17 protein-coding genes are annotated in these 22,930 nt (G+C 48.1%); 2 read left to right on the top strand and 15 right to left on the bottom strand.

The genetic code is table 11. The features are described 5' to 3' along the window. Positions 1–794 precede the first annotated feature (794 nt). The 12 genes from GT003_RS23125 to GT003_RS23070 all read right to left on the bottom strand — a co-directional run bounded on the left by GT003_RS23125 (position 795) and on the right by GT003_RS23070 (position 18,561). Entirely contained in the window at positions 795–3,704 is a 2,910-nt protein-coding gene (locus GT003_RS23125) for a winged helix-turn-helix domain-containing protein (protein WP_161702320.1), read from the bottom strand. Beyond that, positions 3,659–5,467 carry a cache domain-containing sensor histidine kinase gene (locus GT003_RS23120; RefSeq protein ID WP_161702318.1) on the bottom strand — a complete coding sequence of 603 codons (1,809 nt, stop codon included), beginning with the start codon at positions 5,465–5,467 and terminating at the stop codon, positions 3,659–3,661. Before GT003_RS23120 ends, GT003_RS23125 begins: the two co-directional genes overlap by 46 nt. A gap of 27 nt (positions 5,468–5,494) precedes the next feature. Then, entirely contained in the window at positions 5,495–6,931 is a 1,437-nt protein-coding gene (locus GT003_RS23115; RefSeq protein ID WP_161702316.1) for a response regulator, read from the bottom strand. Positions 6,932–7,045: 114 nt separating this feature from the next. Further along, positions 7,046–8,632 (bottom strand): extracellular solute-binding protein, encoded by a 1,587-nt coding sequence (locus tag GT003_RS23110; RefSeq protein ID WP_161702314.1) that lies wholly within the window; start codon positions 8,630–8,632, stop codon positions 7,046–7,048. 44 nt (positions 8,633–8,676) lie between these two features. Then, entirely contained in the window at positions 8,677–9,555 is an 879-nt protein-coding gene (locus GT003_RS23105; protein WP_420831473.1) for a carbohydrate ABC transporter permease, read from the bottom strand. A gap of 5 nt (positions 9,556–9,560) precedes the next feature. Continuing rightward, on the bottom strand, positions 9,561–10,511 hold the full coding sequence (locus GT003_RS23100) for an ABC transporter permease (protein WP_420831474.1): 951 nt from the start codon (positions 10,509–10,511) through the stop codon (positions 9,561–9,563). A 288-nt stretch (positions 10,512–10,799) separates the two neighbouring features. Further along, positions 10,800–12,227, bottom strand: a complete 1,428-nt coding sequence (glgA, locus tag GT003_RS23095) for a glycogen synthase GlgA (RefSeq protein WP_161702312.1) — start codon at positions 12,225–12,227, stop codon at positions 10,800–10,802. Positions 12,228–12,254: 27 nt separating this feature from the next. Next, the gene (glgD, locus tag GT003_RS23090; protein ID WP_161702310.1) at positions 12,255–13,367 is read right to left on the bottom strand and encodes a glucose-1-phosphate adenylyltransferase subunit GlgD; all 1,113 of its coding nucleotides are present in this window, start codon (positions 13,365–13,367) and stop codon (positions 12,255–12,257) included. Next, entirely contained in the window at positions 13,364–14,536 is a 1,173-nt protein-coding gene (locus GT003_RS23085; RefSeq protein WP_275589193.1) for a glucose-1-phosphate adenylyltransferase, read from the bottom strand. Before GT003_RS23085 ends, glgD begins: the two co-directional genes overlap by 4 nt. 74 nt (positions 14,537–14,610) lie before the next feature. Then, positions 14,611–16,494: a 1,4-alpha-glucan branching protein GlgB gene (glgB, locus tag GT003_RS23080; protein ID WP_161702306.1), complete on the bottom strand. Its 1,884-nt coding sequence runs from the start codon at positions 16,492–16,494 to the stop codon at positions 14,611–14,613. 640 nt (positions 16,495–17,134) lie between these two features. Then, the gene (locus tag GT003_RS23075; RefSeq protein ID WP_161702304.1) at positions 17,135–17,335 is read right to left on the bottom strand and encodes a cold-shock protein; all 201 of its coding nucleotides are present in this window, start codon (positions 17,333–17,335) and stop codon (positions 17,135–17,137) included. Positions 17,336–17,841: 506 nt separating this feature from the next. Continuing rightward, the gene (locus GT003_RS23070; RefSeq protein WP_161702302.1) at positions 17,842–18,561 is read right to left on the bottom strand and encodes a YwaF family protein; all 720 of its coding nucleotides are present in this window, start codon (positions 18,559–18,561) and stop codon (positions 17,842–17,844) included. Between the two features lie 360 nt (positions 18,562–18,921). Here GT003_RS23070 and GT003_RS23065 point away from each other — a divergent pair, with 360 nt between their 5' ends. Then, positions 18,922–19,632: an imm11 family protein gene (locus tag GT003_RS23065; protein ID WP_338046010.1), complete on the top strand. Its 711-nt coding sequence runs from the start codon at positions 18,922–18,924 to the stop codon at positions 19,630–19,632. A gap of 133 nt (positions 19,633–19,765) precedes the next feature. Then, on the top strand, positions 19,766–20,182 hold the full coding sequence (locus GT003_RS23060) for a VOC family protein (RefSeq protein WP_161702298.1): 417 nt from the start codon (positions 19,766–19,768) through the stop codon (positions 20,180–20,182). Positions 20,183–20,260: 78 nt separating this feature from the next. Here the strand turns inward: GT003_RS23060 and GT003_RS23055 are convergent, their stop codons facing one another. The 3 genes from GT003_RS23055 to GT003_RS23045 form a co-directional block, all read right to left on the bottom strand. Next, positions 20,261–20,686 carry an SRPBCC family protein gene (locus GT003_RS23055; protein WP_161702296.1) on the bottom strand — a complete coding sequence of 142 codons (426 nt, stop codon included), beginning with the start codon at positions 20,684–20,686 and terminating at the stop codon, positions 20,261–20,263. A 73-nt stretch (positions 20,687–20,759) separates the two neighbouring features. Beyond that, positions 20,760–21,761: a sigma-70 family RNA polymerase sigma factor gene (locus GT003_RS23050; RefSeq protein WP_420831475.1), complete on the bottom strand. Its 1,002-nt coding sequence runs from the start codon at positions 21,759–21,761 to the stop codon at positions 20,760–20,762. 83 nt (positions 21,762–21,844) lie between these two features. Continuing rightward, positions 21,845–22,822 carry a phosphotransferase enzyme family protein gene (locus tag GT003_RS23045; protein WP_161702291.1) on the bottom strand — a complete coding sequence of 326 codons (978 nt, stop codon included), beginning with the start codon at positions 22,820–22,822 and terminating at the stop codon, positions 21,845–21,847. Positions 22,823–22,930: the final 108 nt, after the last annotated feature.

Here is a 22,930-nt window from a genome sequence, read left to right as displayed (position 1 = left end):
GTCCAGGACACGAACTTACCATTTAGGTATTTGACGCCTTTAAGATCTGCCGCAATGCCCGAATTTTGGCTCGACCAGCTCACTCCGTCACTGGAGGTCAGTATTGTTCCATATTGCCCCACCGCCACAAACTTTTCGTTGCCGTAGGTGACACCCGTAAGTATTGACGTGGTGTTTATATTGCGATCCGTCCATAAGTCCGGCGTCTCACTCGTCGTGGAGGTGTATATGGCTCCTACTCTATTAACAACAATTTTGCTCCCCACTGCCACATACAGGCCTTTGCCGTAGCTAACGCCCCAAAGTTGTACATAAGTACCTGCGGTATAACCAGTTTTCCAGTTCACTCCGTCACTAGAGGACGATGCATCTCCAGCTCTACTCACAACCACAAACTTGCCATTATCGCAACTGATACTAGAAAGATTGAATGTAGTTGCCGGTTTGTAAGTCGTCCAACTTGTTCCGTCAATCGAGGTTAAGATAGCTCCCTCATCGGTCACCGCCATAAACTTGCCGTTACCATAGCAGACGCCCTGATTACTGGTAATAAGGTTATCAGGTTTCCGATTAACCCAATTATCCGTAGAAGCGGCACTAGCAAAAGCAGGGATCATCCCCAATAGAATAATTAATGCCATCAATATAGAAGTCCCACGTTTGTTCATAAAGTGTTTCACTCACCTTTGTCTAGATTCGGCATTCTTCTGTACTATAAATTAAAATAAACAAAAAAGAACCTACCCGCCCGGGGTAGGTTTTTAAAAAACAGGATAGGCATTTTAGCCAAGATTCTATACTTGCTTTGCAAGTTGCAGCGCTTGTTTACGATTGTTTACTCCAAGCTTTTTGTAGATGTTTTTAATATGAAATTTCACGGTATCTACCGTAATATTCAGACGCTCGGCAATTTCCTTGTTCATCAATCTATCCGCGATGAGCAGCAAAATTTTATATTCCTGCCCTGTCAGTATTCCTTTCGGCGACCGATCAACCTCTGGTGTGTCATTCATCGCACGCAACAGTTGCTTTACATAGGAACCCGAAGAGGAATTGCTATCCTGCCGAACCTTTGAATAAGCGTTAAGCATCTCCGCCATTACAAAACCCTCGTCAATAAAACTGCGAATATATCCATCTGGCTTGGCCAAATCCAAAGCAGTGCCCAGTGGAATGAGCGCAGCCTCCGTTTGACCCGAATGCCATAGCATCACGCTTTGCACAATTAATACTTTCGTGCGATCACGGACACAGTCTCCCTCGCACACCAAGAGATATAATCTTTCCAACAGGCACAGCGCCTCTTCTATTCGTTCGCACGCCGCAAGCACTCTAGCCAAAATCAGATGCTCTGCCATAAGATTCAATGAAACCTCATCCGTGTGCGCAAGACCGCATCTTTGCAACCAATCAAGCGCATCTTGAGGCGAGCCTTGCCGCAAAGATAAATAGGCTTGTTCGGTTTCGATTTTCATAATAAATAAAGCATAATCGGGTGAATCGATTTTCGACTTCAATTGCACCAATCGTTCGGACGCTCGCTTTGGATTTCCTTTGGCTTGCTCAATCCGCGATGCAGCGATGCCCAATTGGATCATAATTCGTGCAAAAGGCTGATGGTCTTTGCGCCCCAATGACTGACCTAAGTAAAATTCCGCCTCCTCCAACCGATTCCACTCATACAGCAAATGGATATATGCCAAGTAGAAGTATCCAATAAAGGGATAATTTTCTTTATGCTCCCATGCTTTAATCCATTTCAAAATGAAGTCTTCCGCCGCATACAGATCTTTCATTAAAGTTAATTGATCATAATTCCTACTATACCCGTCATACCGGTTTACCCCCATTACCTGAAAGTAGCTGCCTTCCGGCATATATCGTTCTGTAAGGGCCAAATAATCAGATGCTCGCACAAAGTCATTTTGGAGATAACAGGCCATACCGCAATAGAAATAGATATTTCCCATAACCTTGTTCCGGTCTATATCGGGTAATTGCCCTTGCAGCGCTTCAAACCGGACCTTGGTTTGCTCCATTCGCTGAAAAGCGGCTTCCCACTTGCCTCCTAGCATCATTACGGCTATATAAAACATTTCGATCATTGGCTTCTCGGCAAAGGAGCTTTCAGGTAAAACAGTTACCCACCTCATTAACGCAGCACTCTTCGATTGCATCAAGGCAGGGGGATTTTTCTCGATCAACCGAATAACATCCGCAAACTGTTGGCCTTCTAAATAATGCTCCACCGCTTCTTCATCGAACCCGTGTTTTTCCAACCAATTCGCCGCGCGAATGTGCGCTTGAATCCATTTGTCCGAATCCGTTCTGGACCCTAGCTGTCGCAAGAAATCGGAAAGCAAATGGTGATATCGGTACCAATTCCGCCCCTCGTCCAAGGGTATGATGAATAAATTCAGCTGCTCCAGTCTCTCCAATTGCTCTTGACTGTTCATTTGACCCGTTACTGCTTGGCATAAAGAATGGTTCATTCTACTTAAAATGGACGTCTCCAATAAAAAGGACCGCATGGTTTCCGATTGATGCTGAAACACTTCTTCCAACAAGTAATCGGATATATGATGCTGTTGACCCGTAAATTGCTGGATGGACTGGTTTATATTCGTACTGCGTTTCAGAGAGATTGCCGCCAGCTGCAACCCACTGACCCAGCCTTCGGTTTGCTGGAACAGCTCGGTTATTTGCCCTTTCGTTAGCGATAAATCCGTCGTATCTCGAAAAAATACAACCCCCTCTTCCAGTTCAAAGCGCAAATCCTGCATTTGGATAGCATGTAATTCACCCTTCGCCAGAAGTCTGGCAGTAGGAATCGGCAAATCGGTACGGCTAGCGATATAAAGATGAATATGTGGAGGAAAATGTTCCAGTAGGTAGCTCAAGGATTGGTGAATATCGGGGAGTTCAATGAAATGATAATCGTCGAGTATGATGACCAGTTCACCGGTTAGTTGATTCAATTCATTCAAAAGTTCCTTAATCATTGGCTCTGAAGATTCCGAAGGTCCTTTCTCAAGAAGACGCCCCATCGTTTGGCCAAAGCCAGGGATTCTCTCCTGAATGGAGGCCGTTACGCAACTCCAAAATGAAATCCACTCATTATCATGCTGATCCAACGAGACCCACGCAGCAACCGCGCCGCATTGTTTCACCCATTCACATAAAGCGGTTGACTTTCCATAACCGGCCTGAGCGGAAACAAGCGTCAGCTTGGTTTCCATCCCCTCATTAAGCTTGCGCATCAGCTTCGGACGGGATACCACAGTATTTCGTATATGGGGGATCTGAAATTTTGTACTTACAATCACTGTTGATTCCTCCACAAAAATAGCTCTAAATGAATACCTCAGCTTTTGCAACGCGAAATTAGCTTGAATCCCTTGTGGCTGCGGGGATAAATCGTGTTTTTCTTTCTCTAGACAAAAAAGTACCTTCTTCGTTTGGTATGGGAGTGACCAGCAACCATGTAAACAAAGAAAGGTGTGTAATTTATGGTACACCATCGTTCCCTGTCTGGCCAGTCTCGTTTTTCGACAGTTTTTACTTCTTTGAAAGTCGGCAAACTGCTTCGGGCGGCTGGCATTCACAAGTCTTTTGGCCTGGGCGGTAATAAGGAAAGCGAATACTCCATTCAAACTTCCTATTGTTCCATTGCCGGAATGTTGACGGTTACGGTAGTTCCACATCCCATTTTGCTAATGATTTCTACCACCCCATAGTTATCACCGAACAACAGCTTGATTCGTTTATTTATATTCGAAAGACCGATGTTCTTCCCGGACGGCCGGTGATCTTGATTCGAATATTCCATATTCAGCCTCGCCCTTATGCTCCCGAGCTGTTCCTCATTCATTCCTCTTCCCGAATCCATGATCATAAAGCATATATCTCCATTGGCATCGACATGACCGCTGACCTTAAGCTCTCCTCCTGCATCTACTCTCTCCAGCCCGTGATAAACGGCGTTCTCCACAATAGGCTGCAAAATCATTTTAGGCGTCTGCAGGTTCAGCAGTTTCTCGTCTATCTGCACGGTCATTGAAAACTTGTTCGCATAGCGAATAGAAATAATTTGCAGATAAGCTTTAATGCATTCCATTTCATCGCCGATCCGCACAAGTTCATCTTCTTTCACGCTATATCGAAAAATCCTTGACATGCAAGAGGTAATTTGAGCGATTTCCTTGCTGCCATATTCCAGCCCGATGCTGCTAATGCAATTTAACGTATTATAGAGGAAATGGGGGTTAATTTGACTTTGCAGAGCAGCAAATTCCGCCTGCTTCTTGCTAAGCTCCGATTCATATAATCGTGCCTGCGTGTTCAGGACATGACTGGACATATCCTCCATTTTATCGATCATCCGATTGATATCGTAGGCGAGCACCCCAACTTCATTCGTTGAACGCACCTTCACTCTAAATCCGGTCTCCCGTTTACCGATCTTCCTCATATCCGCAACAAGACCCATAACCGGCCGCGTCAAATTGTTCAAGAAGAAATAGCCCAAAATAAGCAAGCTCAGAATAATGCCGATTCCGGCTATAATGCTGTTATGTTTAATTGGGTTCATGTCTGCAGTCAACTCATGAACCGGAATGATACTGACAATGCTCCACCCGTCCGCCTGCTCCAACCCTGTTTCCTGAACGATTACCTTCTCCCCGTTAATCTTCGTTTTCACTCCGCTTGTCAGACTGCCCCGGTCTGCCGACAAAATATCGTTGAACAGGACTCCACGAAAGCTAGTATTGTTGGAAACTATGACTTCGTTACTGCTGTTCAGAATATACAAGGCGGAATGAGGGGTCAGTTCCGTATGCTCAATTAACTCCTGCAGCTTTCTTATATTCACCATAATGGAACAAAAGCCGGTTCGTTCGGAAAAATGAACGCCGCCTAACGATTCGATGATAGGTGCCACATAGAAGAAATATTCATTTCCTACTTTCTCGTCTTTTAATAAATCCGTAAACCTTCCCTTTCCTAAGGCCTTGCTGTCATTCTTATACTTCGTAATAAACTCGTTATATGTATGTAGGAAAAAGATGTCTCCCGTTTTCGTATCAATGCTGTACACTTTTCTGCCTTCATTATCATTAATGACAATGCCGTCGACATAGGAATTAAAGGATCTCATATACTCCATCAGATCAATGACGTAATTGCCTACGTCAATATCTCTCGTGTAATCATCCTCTGCCGTCGTAAACTCCTGAATCTTTCGGTTATCCACGGCTATATTGGTACTGATTTTAATATCGCTAAATACCGAATCAATCTTTTGACGCGTCTGCTCAATGATTTTGTTGCCATAATTAGCAGCCCTTGTCTGGGTCAAATTATAAAAGCTGAAATAGAAATAAGCCTCCATACAGGTAAAGATGATGACTGTAAATACCACAATAAGGAAGATCTGATGCTTAAGCTTCAGTCTGCTAATCTTCAAGTAGCCCACTCCGATTCGGTATTTTAGTCAGCTTTTTCTATATTTCGCGGGTGTGATTCCGATTTGTTTCTTGAACACTTTATTGAAATAGTAATAATCGGTAATCCCTACCTTTAAGGCTACTTCCTCAACCGACATTTCCGAGTGCTTCAACAGCTCGCAGGCTTTGTTTATCCGCAATTCCGTGACATATTCCGAGAATGTTTTTCCCATATTTTTTTTGAACAACTGACAGCAGTACACTTGATTAAGGAAAAACTTTGCAGCCAAATCTTTCAGGTACAGTTTGTTCGGATAGTGATGATCGATATAGTTTACCATCTGGGCAAAATAGGAGTTGATATCGCCCTCATTCGCGGATTGACGGTTCAGTAGTTTAATATATAGTAAGACATCATATAAAAACCCGCATAAGGACTCGAAGTTTTCAAAGCGTTCCTTGAGCTCGGAGTAATTGTGGAAGCTCAGCTCCATGTCTTTCAGCTCTTCGTAAAAGGAAGCCAGCAATACGCTGACCACCTGATTCCATAAATAAACAACCTCCCCCATGCCGGCATCTGTTGCGCTGAAGTCGTTTTTAAGCCTGCAAAAGGTATCCTCCAATGCTTCAAACTGCTTCTCTTTGAAAATGGACGAAATGCTATCGATAAAAGGCTTTACTTTATCCAGCTTTTGTTCGTATTCGAATAGGCCCTTTTCATCCTCATTCAAAAAAACCTTCGATGCTGCCAGGTCGGATTCCTTGATCAGCTTGGCAATATCCTTGCAATGATTCGAAATACTGCTGATTCCTGCCGCTTTCACATCTGCTCCTGCCAACTCTGAAAAAAGAAGGCTTTCCTTCAAATCCGCTATTTGGCTGCTTTTTAGGATGTATAATGTTTTTCTTGATCCCAGTTCTATTTCCAATGTTTGTTTGACATCATAACGCTTGCCGCTGCCGATTCTATCGCGATTAGAATAAAGAATGAGTGCGCGATAATAGTCATTTTCGGATGAATGGCTAAAAAATGGAGTTAATCGGCACAGCTCGCCGTGATCCGCCGAATTTAAAGCTTCTAAAATCAGGTTATTAAGATTCCCTTTCTTGCCGGCGAAATGAGCAGCCAGCTTTTGTATCAAAGAATCCGCAAGCTCAATATCAATGGGCTTCAAGAAATAATCGAGTGCTCCGCATCGGATAGCCTCTTGAGCATAGGCGAATTCGGCGAAACCGCTTACAACCACAAAGTCGGCATCCTTGCCCCTTTCTCTCGTCATCCTCATCAGTTCAAGCCCGGAAATTTCGGGCATGCGAATGTCCGTAACGATCAGATCGGGATTTGACTCGCCTATATATTCTAATGCCTTATGAACGCTCGTGAATTGACCCGTTATTTCAAATCCATATTTACTCCAGTCAAAGGCATTCCTGATTCCCTTAATTGCCCACGGCTCATCATCAACAATAATGACACTATACATAAGTACCTCCCGATAGGTTCTTCTCGTCATAATGATCGCAGCATTACGGGTTATATAGAGAAAGGCCTATGGACCCTTACGTCCATAGGCTTGTCAGCCAGCCAGCCCGTTATATCACTTCTTGTTTGCCTGCATAGCTTCATAGATTTTCATGTTTTCTTCCATAACAGCCTTGCCGCCGGCATCCATATATTCTTTAACAAGCTTGTCATACATGCCGTCGAATTCCGAAGGCTTGCATACAATTAGCTTATCGGTCATTTGCTTGTTCATATCTCCAAGCGTCTTGCCGAATTTGATGTTGGCTTCATTAGGCGTATCATAGAAGAAGCCGGTGTAGCCGTCCGTCGTGTTGATTTTGTAGGATTGCTCCGCGGTCGTTTCCAATCCGGAATACGAAGCGGAGAGCGCTTTAATATTTTTTTCCTGATCGCCCAGCTCGACGCCGTTTACCACCAGCGTATAATCGAGATTTTGGGGGCTGGTTTGCATATTGTCACCCGTTTGCGCAATCATCTGCGGAATGCCATTAACCATTTGGTGGTTAACCCCTTCTTCCCCATATTGCAGGAAGAACAATACGTCAGGGTTTGCCATCCAGTTCAAGTACTTGATGGCCAGCTCCGCGTTTTTGCTGGATTTCGGAATAAAGACATTGATGCCATTTTCGTTATAAATCATTTTTTTGTACTTGCCTTCATCGTTTTTAAACGTATCGACTGGCACAAAATTAGCGTCCGGCACATTGGCCTTTAGCGGTTCGCTTATATTTTGTCTGAACGCATAATCCCAGTTCGCGCTGAAAAATCCGACCTTGCCATTAGTCACGTCCGCGTCCGCCTGCTTCGCTGTTTTGTCCAGCGCAAAATCAGGACTGATCAATTTCTCATTATACAGCTTGTTGAGGAATTTCAGCGATTCCTTGTTTCCGGGCTTTAACCAGTTGGGAGAGGTCACGAAATCCTCGTCCGACTGTTCGCCCCAGTAAGATTCAGCCAAATTGCCTGTACCATAATTCATGCCGGTTGCCGCCAATCCCCAAGGAATAACGCCATCTACGCCTCCGGGATTCTGATCTCGGAATGCAACAAGGGTAGTATATAATTCATCTCTATTCGTCGGAACGGGCAGTCCTAATTTATCCAGCCAATCCTTCCGGATAAAACTGCCGATCCATGCAAGCGATGTTCGTTTTGCCGGGATCGCCATCTGCTTCCCGCTAAATTGTCCGTAAGTCAGAACGGTATCGCCTAAATATTTTTTCAAATCCTGGCCATACTTCTCAAGCAAATCCTCCAATAACATAATTCCGTTAATTTTGGCATACCGGGATACGGTTGCACTGTCGTATGTGAAGGAGATATCCGGTGCCTCGCCTGCTGCCATCATGACGTTCAGCTTATCGATCTCTTGCGATCGTGGAACCGGGACAAATTTCACGACCGCGTTGTTCGGCTTGCCGAAATGCTCATTGATATACCTGGTCCACGTGTTGTTATTCAGATCCGGCTGTCCCTGAATGCCTCTGTCAAATACCTCAACGGTCAATGTAACCGGTGAGCCTGAAGGCGCTTTGGTCTCTGCCGAAGCGTTTGACGTTTCCGCGGGCGCGTTCCCATTATTATTATCGCCGCCGCAGCCTGCCAATCCGCTGGCTAACAGAGTAAGAACGGGTAGTAAAACCAACATTTTTTTGTTCATGTTTTCAACCTCACCTTTTTCTATTAGTGTTTTGCAGCCTTTCTTTATCCTTTAATTGCCCCGGTCATTACGCCATCAACAAAATATTTCTGAAGTTTAGGGTAGACCAGCAATATAGGAACGGTAGCGAACATAACGCTTGCGGCCTTCAGGGATTCAGGAACGATAAAGGCACCCGTGCTGCCTTCCCCTTGCTGCGTATCCAACTGCTGATTAGCCGAAATAATCTGATAGAGCTTTAATTGTATGGGATATAGATTCTTGTCCGTAATATAAAACAACGCATCCTGAAAGCCGTTCCACCTCTCGACTGCATAAAAGAGGCTTAATGTAGCAATAGAGGGCATAGACAACGGCAGAACGACCTTAACCAGAATTCCCCACTCGTTGCAGCCGTCGATCGCCGCCGCCTCCTCCAGGCTTTCCGGAAGAGAGGAGAAGAAGGTTTTCAGGATAATCATATTAAAAACGCTTAAAGCTCCGGGTAAAATAAGACTGCTCATCGTATTCATCATGTCCAGGTTCTTCACGAGAATATAGCTCGGAATTAATCCGCCGCTGAAATACATCGTAAACACCATCGTGCTGAGGAAGAAATTTCTGCCCATTAATCTTTTCTTCGTAAGGGGATAGGCAGCACAAATGGTAAAAAACATGCTGCATACCGTAAACAAAATCGTAAGTACGATCGTATAGCCAAGCGAGTAAATCATGTCGAAATCGCTAAGAATCGTTTTATAGGTTTCAAGAGTGAACCCTACCGGCAACAAGGATACCTTCTGCGAAATAATAGCATTATTCGAGCTAAGAGAAAGCGCTATCATATATAAGAAAGGAACGAGACAGGTTACGGAAACGGCCGTAATGAATACTAGAATCAGAATGTCTGCGAGATTCGTTTTTGATTTGTTCAGTCCACTCACGCCCTTTACCAGATTCCTTGCTCGCCTATTTTTTTGGAGATATAATTGGCCGACACGAGAAACAGCAGCCCGACAACCGATTGGAACAATCCAACAGCGGTAGCCTGCGAGAAATCGCCTGAGCTGATCCCGATCCGGTAAACATAAGTACTGATAACATCGGAGTTGTCGCTGACAAGCGAATTTCCCATAACGAATGGCCGGTCGAATCCGATCGAGACCATTCTCCCGATCTGCAGAATAAGAAGGATAATGATGGTGGGCTTGATTCCAGGCAAAGTGATATGCCGGATTTTGCGAAGCCTGCTGCATCCGTCCATGTCCGCTGCCTCGTACAAATCGTTATTTATTCCAACCATGGCAGCCAGATAAAGAATGGTTCCCCAACCAGCGCTTTGCCATACCCCAACAGCCACATACATGATCAGCCAGTTTGTTGTGTCGGAGAGAAACTCGATTTTGCCAAGACCAAGGCCGGACAAGATCGTATTGGCCATGCCTCCCGACGAGAACATTAAATACACCATGCCTCCGATAATGACCCAAGACAAAAAATGCGGCAGGTACAGAACGGTTTGCGTTAATTTTTTGAATCGTGTAAATCTGAGCTCATTTAACAGAACCGCCAAAATAATAGGTGCCGGGAAGCCTGCGGCCAAGTCGAGAAGATTCAGAATGAGCGTATTTTTCAAAGCCCGGTAGAAGCTGTCCTGCTGGAAGATAAACTGGAAGACGTCTAATCCGACCCACTCGCTTCCGCTGATGCCTTGAAAAATATTGTAATCCTGGAAAGCCATCAATACCCCATAGATTGGCGCATATCTGAAAATCAAGATATAGGCCATTGGAAGCATCAAGAGAGCATATAGCAAGTAATCTCTTTTTAAGTTCTGTACGATCCGGTTCGTTCTCCTGATTTTGATGCGCCGGCTGTCGCTGCTTAAAACCGCTTTCAATACTATCAATCCCTCTTTCCCGTAAGGTGGGCTCTTGTAAAAATTATACCTGCTGGAACTTTTAATAAAATGTAATTTATTAAGTAGGGATTGGTAATAAATTAAAAATCGTTCGGCGTTCCCCCTCTCACTGGCATACAAAACAAAGAAGCACGCGACTAATGGCGTGCTTCTCTTGTCAGCTTAGGTGATCGCGAACATTAAGGATGCGAAAGTCATTGCACAGCTGGCAAAGACGGGAGATACGCCGTACCAAGCCATCCTCAGGGCATTTATGCAGAGCGGCCGTCAGCCGACCAGCACGCGATACAACTTATGATATTCGCGTGCCGATGTGCTCCAGCCGTAATCTATTTTCGCGCTGTTGGTCAATATTCGCGACCAAACTGCCTCATCTTGATAAAGTGCTAAAGCGCGGCGAATCGTATACAGCATGTCGTGGGTGCTCGCAGGCCCGAACGTGAAACCATTTCCTTCGCCGGTGTACTCGTTGTACGACGTTACCGTGTCGCGAAGCCCGCCGCTTTCCCGAACGATCGGCACGGTCCGGTAGCGGAGCGCGATGAGCTGGCTGAGGCCGCAAGGCTCGAAGCGCGACGGCATTAAATACATGTCGGACGACGCATAGATCCTTCTGGCGAGCCCTTCGTTAAATCCGAACCAAACGGAGATCCGGTCCGGATAGCGGTCCCGCGCCGCGCGCAGCATCGACTCCAGCTGCTGCTCGCCCGCACCGAGCACGACAAGCTGCAACCGCTCGTTCATCAATTCCGGGATCGCCTCTCCGATCATGTCGATCCCTTTTTGCCAGACGAACCGGGATACAATGCCGAGCATCGGCACCGTATCGTCCTCCGGCAACCCGAGCTCGCGCTGCAGCGCCAGCTTGTTCCGCCGCTTCTTCGTGACCGAGTCGCGATAGCGGACGGTCAGATACTCGTCGCGCATCGGATCATACGCATCCGTATCAACGCCGTTCACGATGCCGGTCAAATCGCCCGCCCGCTGCCGGAGCACGCCATCCATTTTCTCGCCGTAGGTCTCCGTCAAAATTTCCTGCGCGTAGGTCGGACTGACCGTTGTCAGCTTATCCGCGAACCTGAGACCGGCTTTCATGAAGCTGGCAGCTCCGTAAAACTCAAGCGCGTCCGGCGAGAACGAATCGTCGCCGACCGCCAGCAAATCTTGCAGCATGTCGCGCGAGAAGACGCCTTGGTATTGCAGGTTATGAATCGTAAATACTGTTTTGATGCGGCTCAGGCCGGGGTGATTGGCATATCGCGTACGAAGCAGGAACGGGACAAGCCCGGTCTGCCAGTCGTGACAGTGCAGCACGTCCGGCACCTCCTCCGTCGCTTTCAGCGCTTCGATGACCGCGGAGCTGAAAAACACGAATCGCTCCGCCTCGTCCCCGTATCCGTACAAATGGCCGCGTTTGAAATAGTACTCATTGTCGATAAGCAGATACTGCACGCCATCCACGTTCACTTCGTATAAGCCGCAGTACTGGCTGCGCCAGCCCATCTGCACCCATACGATCTGCCGCAACTCCGCTCGGCTCGCGATCTCGTGCGGGATTTCGCCGTACTTGGGAAGCACGACCGTCACGTCCACGCTCTGCTTCGCGAGCGCCTTCGGCAGCGCGCCAACGACGTCTGCCAGCCCGCCCGTCTTGGCGAGCGGCATAGCTTCCGATGCTGCGAACCATACTTTCATACACCTTTCGCCCTCCATTTCATTGGATCAAATGACTTTGCGCTTAAGCGCGAGAAACGGCATATCGGGAACGCCGCGCAATTGCTGAAACGGCTGGATTTCCACTTCCTTGTCGAGGATGCAGCTTTCGAGCGAGCCGTCTTCCCCGATGACGCTGTTCTGCATCACGATGCTGTTGCGAACGACCGCGCCCTTCTTCACCTTGACACCGCGGAACAAAATGCTGTTTTCGACGATACCGTCGATTTCGCAGCCATTCGCCACAAGCGAATGGTTCACATCCGCACCGGTCAAAAAACGAGTCGGGGGTTCACCATGGCCTTTCGAATATATCGGCCCCGGACGGAAAAACAGCTCGCGCCCAATTTCGGGCTGCAGTAGTTCCATGCTGTGGCGGAAGTACGAGGCGATGTTATTAACGATGCCAAGAACCCCGTCGTACATGTAGGCGCTCACCTTGAGCTGGTCGAGGCGCGAGAAAACCGCATGGCGCACGAAGTGGTCGCGCCCTTGCGCCAGCGACGTTTCGATCAGGTCGATCAGCAAATCTTTGCGGAGTATGTACATCTCCATCGATACGACATCATCGGACAATCGGCCGTAATGGTCTTGAATGTCCTTGATCCGGCCCGTTTCGTCTACCCTTACCTTGCGCGCCAAGCCGACGATGCTCCCCGGGTTCGCTTTGCAAACGACCGTGATGTCTGCTTCATGATCGCGATGGTGGCGCAGTACATCCTCGAAATCGACATTGCATACCATATGGCTGCGGCAAATCGCGACGTACTCGTGTGGACTTCGAGCGAAGTAGTCCCGGTTCCGATAAAAATGATAGAGGTCGCCCCGTGCGAAATCGTTCTGGTCTTCAATGGCCGGAGGGAGCACGAACAGCCCGTTTTGTTTGCGATGCAAATCCCAGTTCGTCCCGGTGCCGAGGTGCTCCATGAGTGAGCGGTATTTCGTGTGCGCGAACACCGCGACCTCCTGCATGCCGGAATTGACCATCGAGGACAGGACGAAATCGATCAGTCGGTACCGGCCGCCGAATGGTACGGTCGCGAGGCACCTTCCTTGCGTGAGCGTCCCCATTTCGTCCGTTTCATGAATGAGATTGATGATGCCAAGCATCGGCAGTTTCATACGGTCTCCACCTCCTTCAATTGTTGCCCGGACACCCGCACGCCGCTGCCGACGACCGCGATTTCATCCGAGTTGATCCTCCCGACTCGCATGCCGTCTTCAATCACCGCGTTGTCACCTACGATCGCACGGATGACGCGCGCGCCGCGCCCGACGACCGCTCCGGGCATGAGCACCGAATCTTCGACGATGCTGCCTTCGCCGACGTGCACGCCGTGGGACAGCACGCTGCGGTGCACTTCGCCTTCGATGGTGCAGCCTTCGTTGATCATCGAACTTTGCACTTTGGCCGCAGGTGATATATACTGCGTCGGCTGGTTCGGGCAGACGGAATAGATGCGCCATGAATGATCGTTTAAATCCAGCCCCGGCTTGTCGCCGAGCAAATCCATATTCGCCTGCCACAAGCTCTCGATCGTTCCGACATCTTTCCAATAGCCGTTGAATCGATGCGTGAATAGGCGGGCGCCCTCTTCCAGCATCTTCGGAAGGATGTCCTTGCCGAAATCGTTGGACGACCCGCTGTCGGCTTCATCCCGAATGAGCCTATCCCTCAGCACCGGCCAAGAAAACATGTATACCCCCATCGAAGCAAGGTTGCTCGACGGCTTCTTCGGTTTTTCTGCGAATTCGGTCACGCGGGCCTTATCGTCGACGTTCAGAATGCCGAAGCGGCTCGCTTCCGCCCAGGGCACCGTAATGACGGCGATCGTCGCGTCGGCGCGGTTGCGCTTGTGCGTTTCGAGCAGCAAATCGTAATCCATTTTGTAAATATGATCGCCTGAGATGATAAGTACGTACTCGGGATCGTAACGCTCGATAAACCCAAGATTTTGGTAGATCGCGTTCGCGGTCCCTTTGTACCACGTGCCCCCTTTGGATCTAACGTACGGTGGAAGCACATGCATGCCGCCTTCGCGACGGTCCAATCCCCACGAGCTGCCGATCCCGAGATATTGATTAAGAACGAGCGGCTGGTACTGCGTGAGCACCCCGACCGTGTCGACTCCGGAATTGACGCAATTGCTGAGCGTAAAGTCGATAATCCGGTATTTTCCTCCGAATGGCACGGCCGGTTTGGCTAAATCTTTAGTGAGCACGCCTAAACGGCGTCCTTCCCCTCCTGCAAGCAGCATCGCGATACATTCTTTGTTTTCTTTGCGGCTCAAGTTCCAACACTCCTCTCTCCTCATGAAAATAGCGCGGCAGCAATTGCTGCCGAAATGAACGGGCGTTCGACGAACTAGGCATTCGTCCAAATTTGAACCGTCAAGGCTGGAATGGAGATCTCGATGCTGTATGGTTTGCCATGCATTGCTCTGGCCGCGGAGCGCGCCGTCATGAAAGCCGGTTGGCCGCTGCCGCCGAATTCCGCGTCATCGCTGTTCAAGAGCAGCCGGTACCTGCCCCGCGAAGGTACTCCGACCCGATAAGACAGGTACGATTCTCGCGACAAGTTGCAGACTATGATGACGGAAGGCGTGCCGTCCCATCCTTTGCGAATGAAAGAGATTATGCATTGCTTGGCGTTATTAACGTCAATCCATTCAAAGCCTCCTGCGTCGTGATCCCGTACCCATAAGGCGGATTGCTCGCAGTAGAGACGATTCAGCTTGCGAACGTACCGCTGCATGGCCGCATGGGAAGGATAGTCCATCAGCATCCAATCAAGCTGGTCGTAATCTTTCCACTCGTCGAACTGGCCGAACTCGCCGCCCATGAACAGCAGCTTTTTCCCGGGGTGGGTGATCCAGTAGCCGTAAAACAAGCGGAGATTCGCAAATTTCTCGGGGTATGACCCCGGCATTTTGTGCAGCAGCGAGCGTTTGCCGTGCACGACTTCGTCGTGAGAAAGCGGGAGTACGTAGTTTTCAGCGAACGCATAGATGAGCGAGAACGTGAGATGTGAGTGTATGGAAGAACGCTGGTCGGGGTCGGTTTCAAAGTAGCGGAGCGTATCGTTCATCCAGCCCATGTTCCATTTGTAGTTGAAGCCAAGTCCTCCGAGATAAGTCGGGGAGGTGACCGCGGGATAGGCGGAGGAATCTTCGGCGATCATGATGCTTTCTGGAAACGCACGGAAGACCGTTTCGTTCAATTTCCTTAAGAAATCGAGCGCCTCGAGATGCTCGGTCGTGCCGCAGCGGTTGAGCGTCTTCATCCCTTCGGGTTTGTCGAAGTGCAGGTCGATCATGCTCGCGACAGCGTCGACGCGGATGCCGTCGATGTGGTAGACGTCCATCCAGAACAGCGCGTTCGATAGGAGGAAACTGTGGATTTCCGGCTTGCCGAAATCGAACGCGAGCGTCCCCCAGATTGGCTTTTCCGCGCGCCTCGGATCGGCATCCTCGTACAGCGGCGTTCCATCAAACAAGCGCAAACCGTGATCATCTTTGCAGAAGTGCCCGGGCACCCAATCAAGCAAGACGCTGATCCCTTGCTGATGACAGCGGTCGACGAGTTTTTTGAGCCCATCCGGCGGTCCATACCTCGTTGTCGCGGCGTAATACCCGGTCGTTTGATAACCCCAGGACTGGTCAAAAGGATGCTCGGTCAGCGGCAGCAGCTCGAGGTGGGTGTAGTTCATCGAAACGAGATAATCGACTAATTCATCCGCGAGTTGTTCGTATGACCGGAACATCTCTGGACCATCGGTACGCCATGTGCCCAAATGCGTCTCATACGTAAGCATCGGCCTCGCGTATGGCGGATGATGACGTTTGTCTTCCATCCAGGCTTCGTCCTGCCACTCGTAACCGTCCAAACGGGTCACGATTGATGCCGTGTTCGGCCTAAGCTCGCTTTGGAAGCCGAACGGATCTGCTTTGAGCCTCCGGTCGCCATTCGCGTCCAGCACCTCATATTTGTAGCGGTCGCCCGTCCGCATGCCGGGAATAAATCCGATCCAGACACCGGTCGTTCCGGCGCGTCCCAGCGTATGCGAGCCTCCCATCCAGTCGTTGAAATCTCCGACGACGGACACCGCACGGGCGTTCGGCGCCCAAACCGCGAACCGTACGCCGGCACGGCCGTTGTCGACGGCAGGGTGCGAGCCGAACGTGCGGTAGGCCTGAAATAATTGGCCCGTGTTGAACAAATACAAATCTTCCGCAAAAACGTTTTTCATCAAAGTTTCCAGTCGGCTTTACCTCCTACAAATGGGGCACTGAAATGAGCGTGAACAAGCTGTGACAGGGGAGTGGGCTGCATTGAGGGGAGTTTAATGATCTGTTTACTGTTTTTTTACAGACCGATCTTATCAATTACACATAACTCTCACGCCAAGTACAACGGTTTTCATGAAAAATTTCATCCTGTTTTCAAAAATGTCACACGAAAGCCCCGTCGGCCTGTTTGGACGGCGTTTTCCAGTGCCTGCGATTTGGTTGTTAAACCATATGATGATTTGCTGCAGATTATGATATGGAAAACATTTACTATTTTGTAAGCCTGTCCAGTTGAACACGACCGACTCATTGTACGATTCCATTCGATCAGTGCACAATGAGCCTTCAGGACCGTCTTGTCGCCATTTTTCGCACGCAGGGGTAGTCCATAAGTTGGTATGGTTGACATATATTATAAGGTTTTTATGGACAAGCAATGACTTGGAGTTTGGCTGCAACGAGGGGGGGGTCAAAAAATATCCACTTTTGGAGCGTTATATAAATACATGGGACTTTACCCAAGTATCGGGAGACGTTAGAGCGATTAATAAAAAAAAGCCTGTTCCTGACATTTCGTCAAGTCCAGGCTTTATTTATATATTACAGTTTTACAACATTCTCAGCTTGAGGTCCACGTTGGCCCGTAACAACATTGAACTCAACACGTTGCCCTTCGTCCAAAGATTTGTATCCTTCGCCTTGGATGGCAGAAAAATGCACGAATACATCGTCGCCGTTTTCCCTTTGAATAAAGCCAAACCCTTTTTCTGCATTAAACCATTTGACTGTACCTGTTTCCATTAATTTAAAACCTCCAAAGTTTAAACATTATGTCCCAACAAAGCGGACTACTCACAAGTATATCCCAAAGAAAATGAAAAAACTGTTGAAATTTGTCTTAAAAATCATTTCTTTAAGAAATTTTTGAACATGTCATTGCCGGCAGTCTTGTCATTGTATTATTGTTCCCTGATTCTCTGATGATTGCTGCGGAAAACAACTCTGCTTCAACTTCTCGACTCTTGCGTCGTAATCCTGCTCCGCCTCGGCAGGCGAGAGAATCTTGTCGAGGTGTACAAAAATAAATCGCATAACTACCGACAAACATCTACGCATGTGGTCCACAATCGGTTTGGCTGCTATGATCTCGATCGGCACGCTGGCTAACGCACTTCCTGCTCATGCGGCAAATACGACGATGACTGCTTCACAAACAGCTGCGACAATGGATAATGGAGTTATTAAAACTATCCTAACGCAAGTACATAAAATTTCTGTCATGAGCATAGCACTGTGACGTAGAAGAATTAGTCCTGTTCTCTTTTCCATCGGATAAAGGGCAGGTACATGATCGTGAATATTACAAGAGCTATGATTTCTTCCACTACCAAATAATATGGGTACGGCCCCAATAAATCTAATAGGGATGCGCCAGTTGGCTTATGTTTGAGGAACATGTAATTGGCACCCAACCAGTAATCCGTTCCACCGACGACTACGAGAAGAATGTTTAGAAATATCATCGTAATCCAAATGGATTTCCGGGTCGGACGGAAGTTTTCGATCCAGGTCATATAGAGAGGGGCAAGGATAATCGCGATATGTACGATGAAGAAGTGAAAAAATCGGAAATGCGGAAATGGATAATCTAAATCCGGCGTAAACATCGCTTGCATCGCACCGCCAATACCGGCGAAAAATACGACCTGATACAGCAAGCGGCTTCGCGAAAACAGCATGATTATGGCGAGTAACTGCGATATGCTGCAGAGCTCGAGCGGAAGCGTATATTTAACGTCCCACAATCCTTGGATGACATACCAAGAATAGAGGACGATCTGAGGTGCTAGGAGGCCGAGGAGGATACTATACCGAATAATCTTTTTTATAGGAGCATGGTTGCGGATCCCAGATCGAAAGCAATATAGAAGAAGCGAAAACACAACCATAGCGGCAATCATAACCGTATGTGAAGCTGAATAGGGGATGAAATTTTCCGTAACATATCGAGCAAAAAACGAAGGCAAGTCAACGCCCCTCTCTCTTTTAAAATAAACCCGGTAACTGATTCTAAGAGTCTATTCTCCGGCCCTTGGCTTTCGAACTGCACTACTGCCAATTCAATTTACATATTAACACATATTGTTTAATTCCCTTGTGGTTCCTTCATCATTAGTAAAAACCAAAATCATATCGTAGGACAACAAATTTTTCTTAGCATCCTTAGTTTTGTATGAATGGCTTCTGCAGTAATATTTTCTTTCTCTCTGAGCTGCTTGAAGCGGTACATAAATGGTTTTAGTTAAAGATGTTATCAATTCTTAGGTGATCGCGCAATTCTTATTTAAAAATCCAATATAGAAGTAACCAATGTTATACTGAAATGGATGGTTGCCAGTAAAATAACTAAAATTGAGGTGCCGGCCGATTTTCTTCGAGAACTTAGCGGTGCGCTAGTGGTAAGCAACCGAGCAAGAGAAATTATGGAACAGGTTCCACGCTTGAATGTGGAGTTTCTGCCGCTGAAAAGCAAGGACGGAGAGTTTAGCATTCTAAACGTACTCAACGTGTTGGACTGTATCGACATGTCGGCGTCCAAAGTAAAAGACACGATAAGTACTATTTATGATATTGAGGGACTTGCTCTGAAAGCGGACATCGTTCAAGGACAGGATATCTATAAAGTTAAGCTTCCCGAAGGTAATCGGATTCTCCCGCAGATCTTCGTATCGGACAAGTTAAAGTTGATAATCGAGAGTCAGCTTGAAGGCTTTCAACTCATTGATCTGTGGGATTCCGAGTTCTCCTGGCAGGAACAAGAGGCCAAGTTTGCTTCGATGTGCCAAGAGGTCGATGCATCTTTGCAGACGACATTCAACTTCGACAAAGCAGCAAAGCACGTAAAAAAGAATAGCGGCGTAATCGCCTATAGCGGCAAATGGGCAATCAGGGCGGATGAGAATCAAGATATTTGGTTAGGCGATCTTATGCTGGACGGAACGTATTCGTGGATGAACCCCATCTACTATCCACCAATCATTCTGGGACTTACTTGGGGTATTAAAGAGAAGAAGAGATCTTTATTCATGCGGCGATAAACAAAGAATAGCACCCTAATCGGGTTGATATGCTTCCGAATCCAGGAGACCGATGAATTCCCGGATCGGCTGTCGTCTATATTGTCGAAGGCATAAATGAACTCAAACTAATTGACGAAGAGGGGTTTTGAAAATGGCATTAACGTCCGCATTCACGAGCTTCAACCTGCCTGTAAAAAACGTAGAACAATCGAAAGCGTTCTTCACCGGGCTCGGATTCGAGCTCAACCCGCAATACCCCGATAACGAAACTTCGGTAGCCATCGTAATCGGCGACAACCTGCAGGTCATGCTGATCAAGCAAGCATTTTTCAATACGCTCACGGAGAAGGAATCCGTCGATACGAGCAAGTATGCGCAGATGACGATCGCATTGGCCTTCGAGAGCCGGGAAAAGGTCGATGAAATCGTGAATGCCGCAGTCTCCTTGGGCGGGAAATTGCATGCTGAGCCTGAAGATCATGGGTTCATGTATCATTGGGGCTTCGTGGACTTGGACGGCCATCTGTGGGCCATTAACTACATGAACATGGATGCGGCACAAGATTAAGGCTAACGGAGCGCACGCCCGTACTGGGGTTCAAAAAGAAAGACGCCGGGATCTTCCCCGGCGTCTTCTTTGCGATGATTAGTTTTGTTCGGTATAAGCTTTGAAATTGTCCATGATCGCTTGCCAGCCTGCTTGCTGGAATTCGACGGGATTGGAGCTTTCCGCGTCGAACGTTTCAATGACCTTCGTCTCATTCCCTTGATCGACGAAGGCAATATCCACTCTTCTTCCGTCTTCCATGGCGTAGCCGATCGCCTCATGCCGATTCACGACATCGTAGACGCCGCCAAAATCAAAGCCCATGCTGCCATCCTTCGCTTCCATCCGTGTCAGAAACTTGCCGCCGACCCGCAGATCGTTTTCGGCTCTCGGCGAATGCCAGTCCTCGGACGCTTGATTCCATTTCGTGATGTGTTCCGGCTCGGTCCAACAGCGCCATACCTGCTCGATAGGGGCTTGAATGACGGCTTGCACGGTTACTTTCGTAGGTTGACTCGTTTCCATTTTTAATAGACACCTCTCTCATGATATTCGTCGTTTGGTTCTCAATAATATAGACGTAAGCCAATGACGAAATTCATCGGTCCATTCGCTCCGGCAGCCCAAATCGCGAAAATAATGGCGTATGAATGAAGTTTTGAACGTGCAGGATTCGATTTTCTTTGGTTTCGATGACGTGGATGCCCCAGGGTACCAGGCCAGGGCCTTCTTTGCCCGGCATGTACTGGGCCAACGCCGGATAACCGCCATTCACCGTAATGGGCACAAATCGCGAACCTTCGCAATGCCAGCGAGTAAGCGAATAGAAGGCGGACAAATCTTCCTTGCCGCGGATCCACATCTCGAAGGGCGGCATCGACATGCAGCCTTCCTCGTGGAACAACGCGACGAGCGCAGCAATATCGAATCGCTCGAAGGCCTCCACATACCGGGACAGCAGCTGCTGCTCCGGTTGAACGTTCATGCTGCTGAGCTCATCCGAGCGAAGCTGCGCCCGGTCCATCGTCTCCCGGGCTCTTTGCAAGGCGCTGTTCACCGCTGCCGGCGACATCGCCAACGTTTCCGCGATCTGCTTGGAGGACCATTCAAATACATCCTTCAAAATGAGGACCGCGCGCTGCCGCGGAGGCAAGGTCTGCAGGAGCGCGATGAAGCACAGCTGAAGGGTATCTCTGCGGACGAGCCGATCCTCCGGATTGCCCCCAAAGTCGGGAGACGGCCAGATCCAGGCAGAGTCCGGCAGCGTGTCGCGCGGCTCGACGATGGCGGCGGCCGGATCGAACAGGTCTACGGGAAGCGCGCGGCGTTTGGATTGTCTCAGCTTGTCCAAGCACAGGTTGGAGGCAATCCGATAGACCCAAGTTTTGAACGAGGAATCCTCTCTGAACGTGCTCCAGCTCTGCCAGACCCGGATGCTCGTCTCCTGAACGGCATCGTCCGCATCGTCCATGGAGCCCAGCATTCGGTAACAGAACGAGGTTAAACCCGGCCTCAAGCTTGAAAATAATGGTTCGTCAAATGCGCTCTCGTTCATCGCGGCCTCCCTTAACGATTTCCCCCGAGGGGCGGTACCTTCAATCCCCTCGTTCGCAGAAAACTATGGTTCTTCGTTAGCGAAATAATCAAAAAATGCAGTACGGCTTTTCACTCATGGGAGCAGCTTCAATGTATAGAATGAACCTCGCACCAGTTTCGTAAGAACCGCAGGTTGGTGTCAAAATAATGTTCATTTTGCCACCCGCCGCCCCAAACATGCGAGTTACCGGTGTGAAGACCCATCAGCCATATTTCTCTGATTGCTACAAACAAAGGGATTGCTTTAAGATCGTATTCAGATAGCACTTTATGTTTTTGATAGGACGCTAGGAATACACTCCACGGCTCGTTGTTAAAATGTTCCCTTTCTTTTCCCCTTACCCTTGCCCATAAGAACACGGAAATATCATAAGCTCTCCAACCAAAACCTCCGCAGTCAAAATCAAAATGGGTCAAGGAATTCTCGTGGAAATGGACGTTGCCTCCATGAAGGTCACCGTGACACACTCCCCATTCCAACGCTGAAGAGATTTCATCTATGCGGTTCGATAATAATTTCGACAAAGAATCCAGGTAGTCCATGTCTTCAGGCCTATGAGATAATGAATTTCGTATCGCTTGAATAGGCTGTTCAAGAAGATGGGTCAAATCAATCGTAAACCTTTTCTGACAGCATTTGAAATCATTCATAGCCAAATGCATCTTTGCGACTTGTTCGCCATATAAATCAGCGCTCTCTTTTTTATCGGAATGTTCGCCTTCCGCATAAGTAAACAGAACCGCGAAGCGTTGTCCCTCAGTCGCATCAAACGCTATAACATAGTCGCCATCCCTTCCGATCAATGGTCCCGATACGGGAATTTCTTTCTTGACTAAATGATTCAGTAACTCGACTTCGAAATCGATGTCATTTTTATTTCGCCAATTCGCTTTATAGATCCGAAGTATATAAGGGCCGGTAGAGGTCTTCAGCGCGTAGGTATCATTAAGTCCGTTCGATAGAAAACGGCATTCGATAATATCCCCGATATCATACCGGTCCTTTAACGCAGGTACTAAGGCATCGGATGAAATAACAGAATGATAAACCGGCAGTTTTAGCATATAATTCCCCTTTCAAGGTTTGCTTTAGACCCACAGACAAATTATGTCACAGGCCCATAACGGTTGTAAATATATTACAACGACCCTGCCCGTTCGTTCAAAACGGCA

Origin of the sequence: Paenibacillus sacheonensis (assembly GCF_009909195.1) — a bacterium.
Taxonomy (GTDB): Bacteria; Bacillota; Bacilli; order Paenibacillales; family Paenibacillaceae; genus Paenibacillus_Z; species Paenibacillus_Z sacheonensis.
This window is presented reverse-complemented; position numbering and strand designations above follow the sequence as displayed.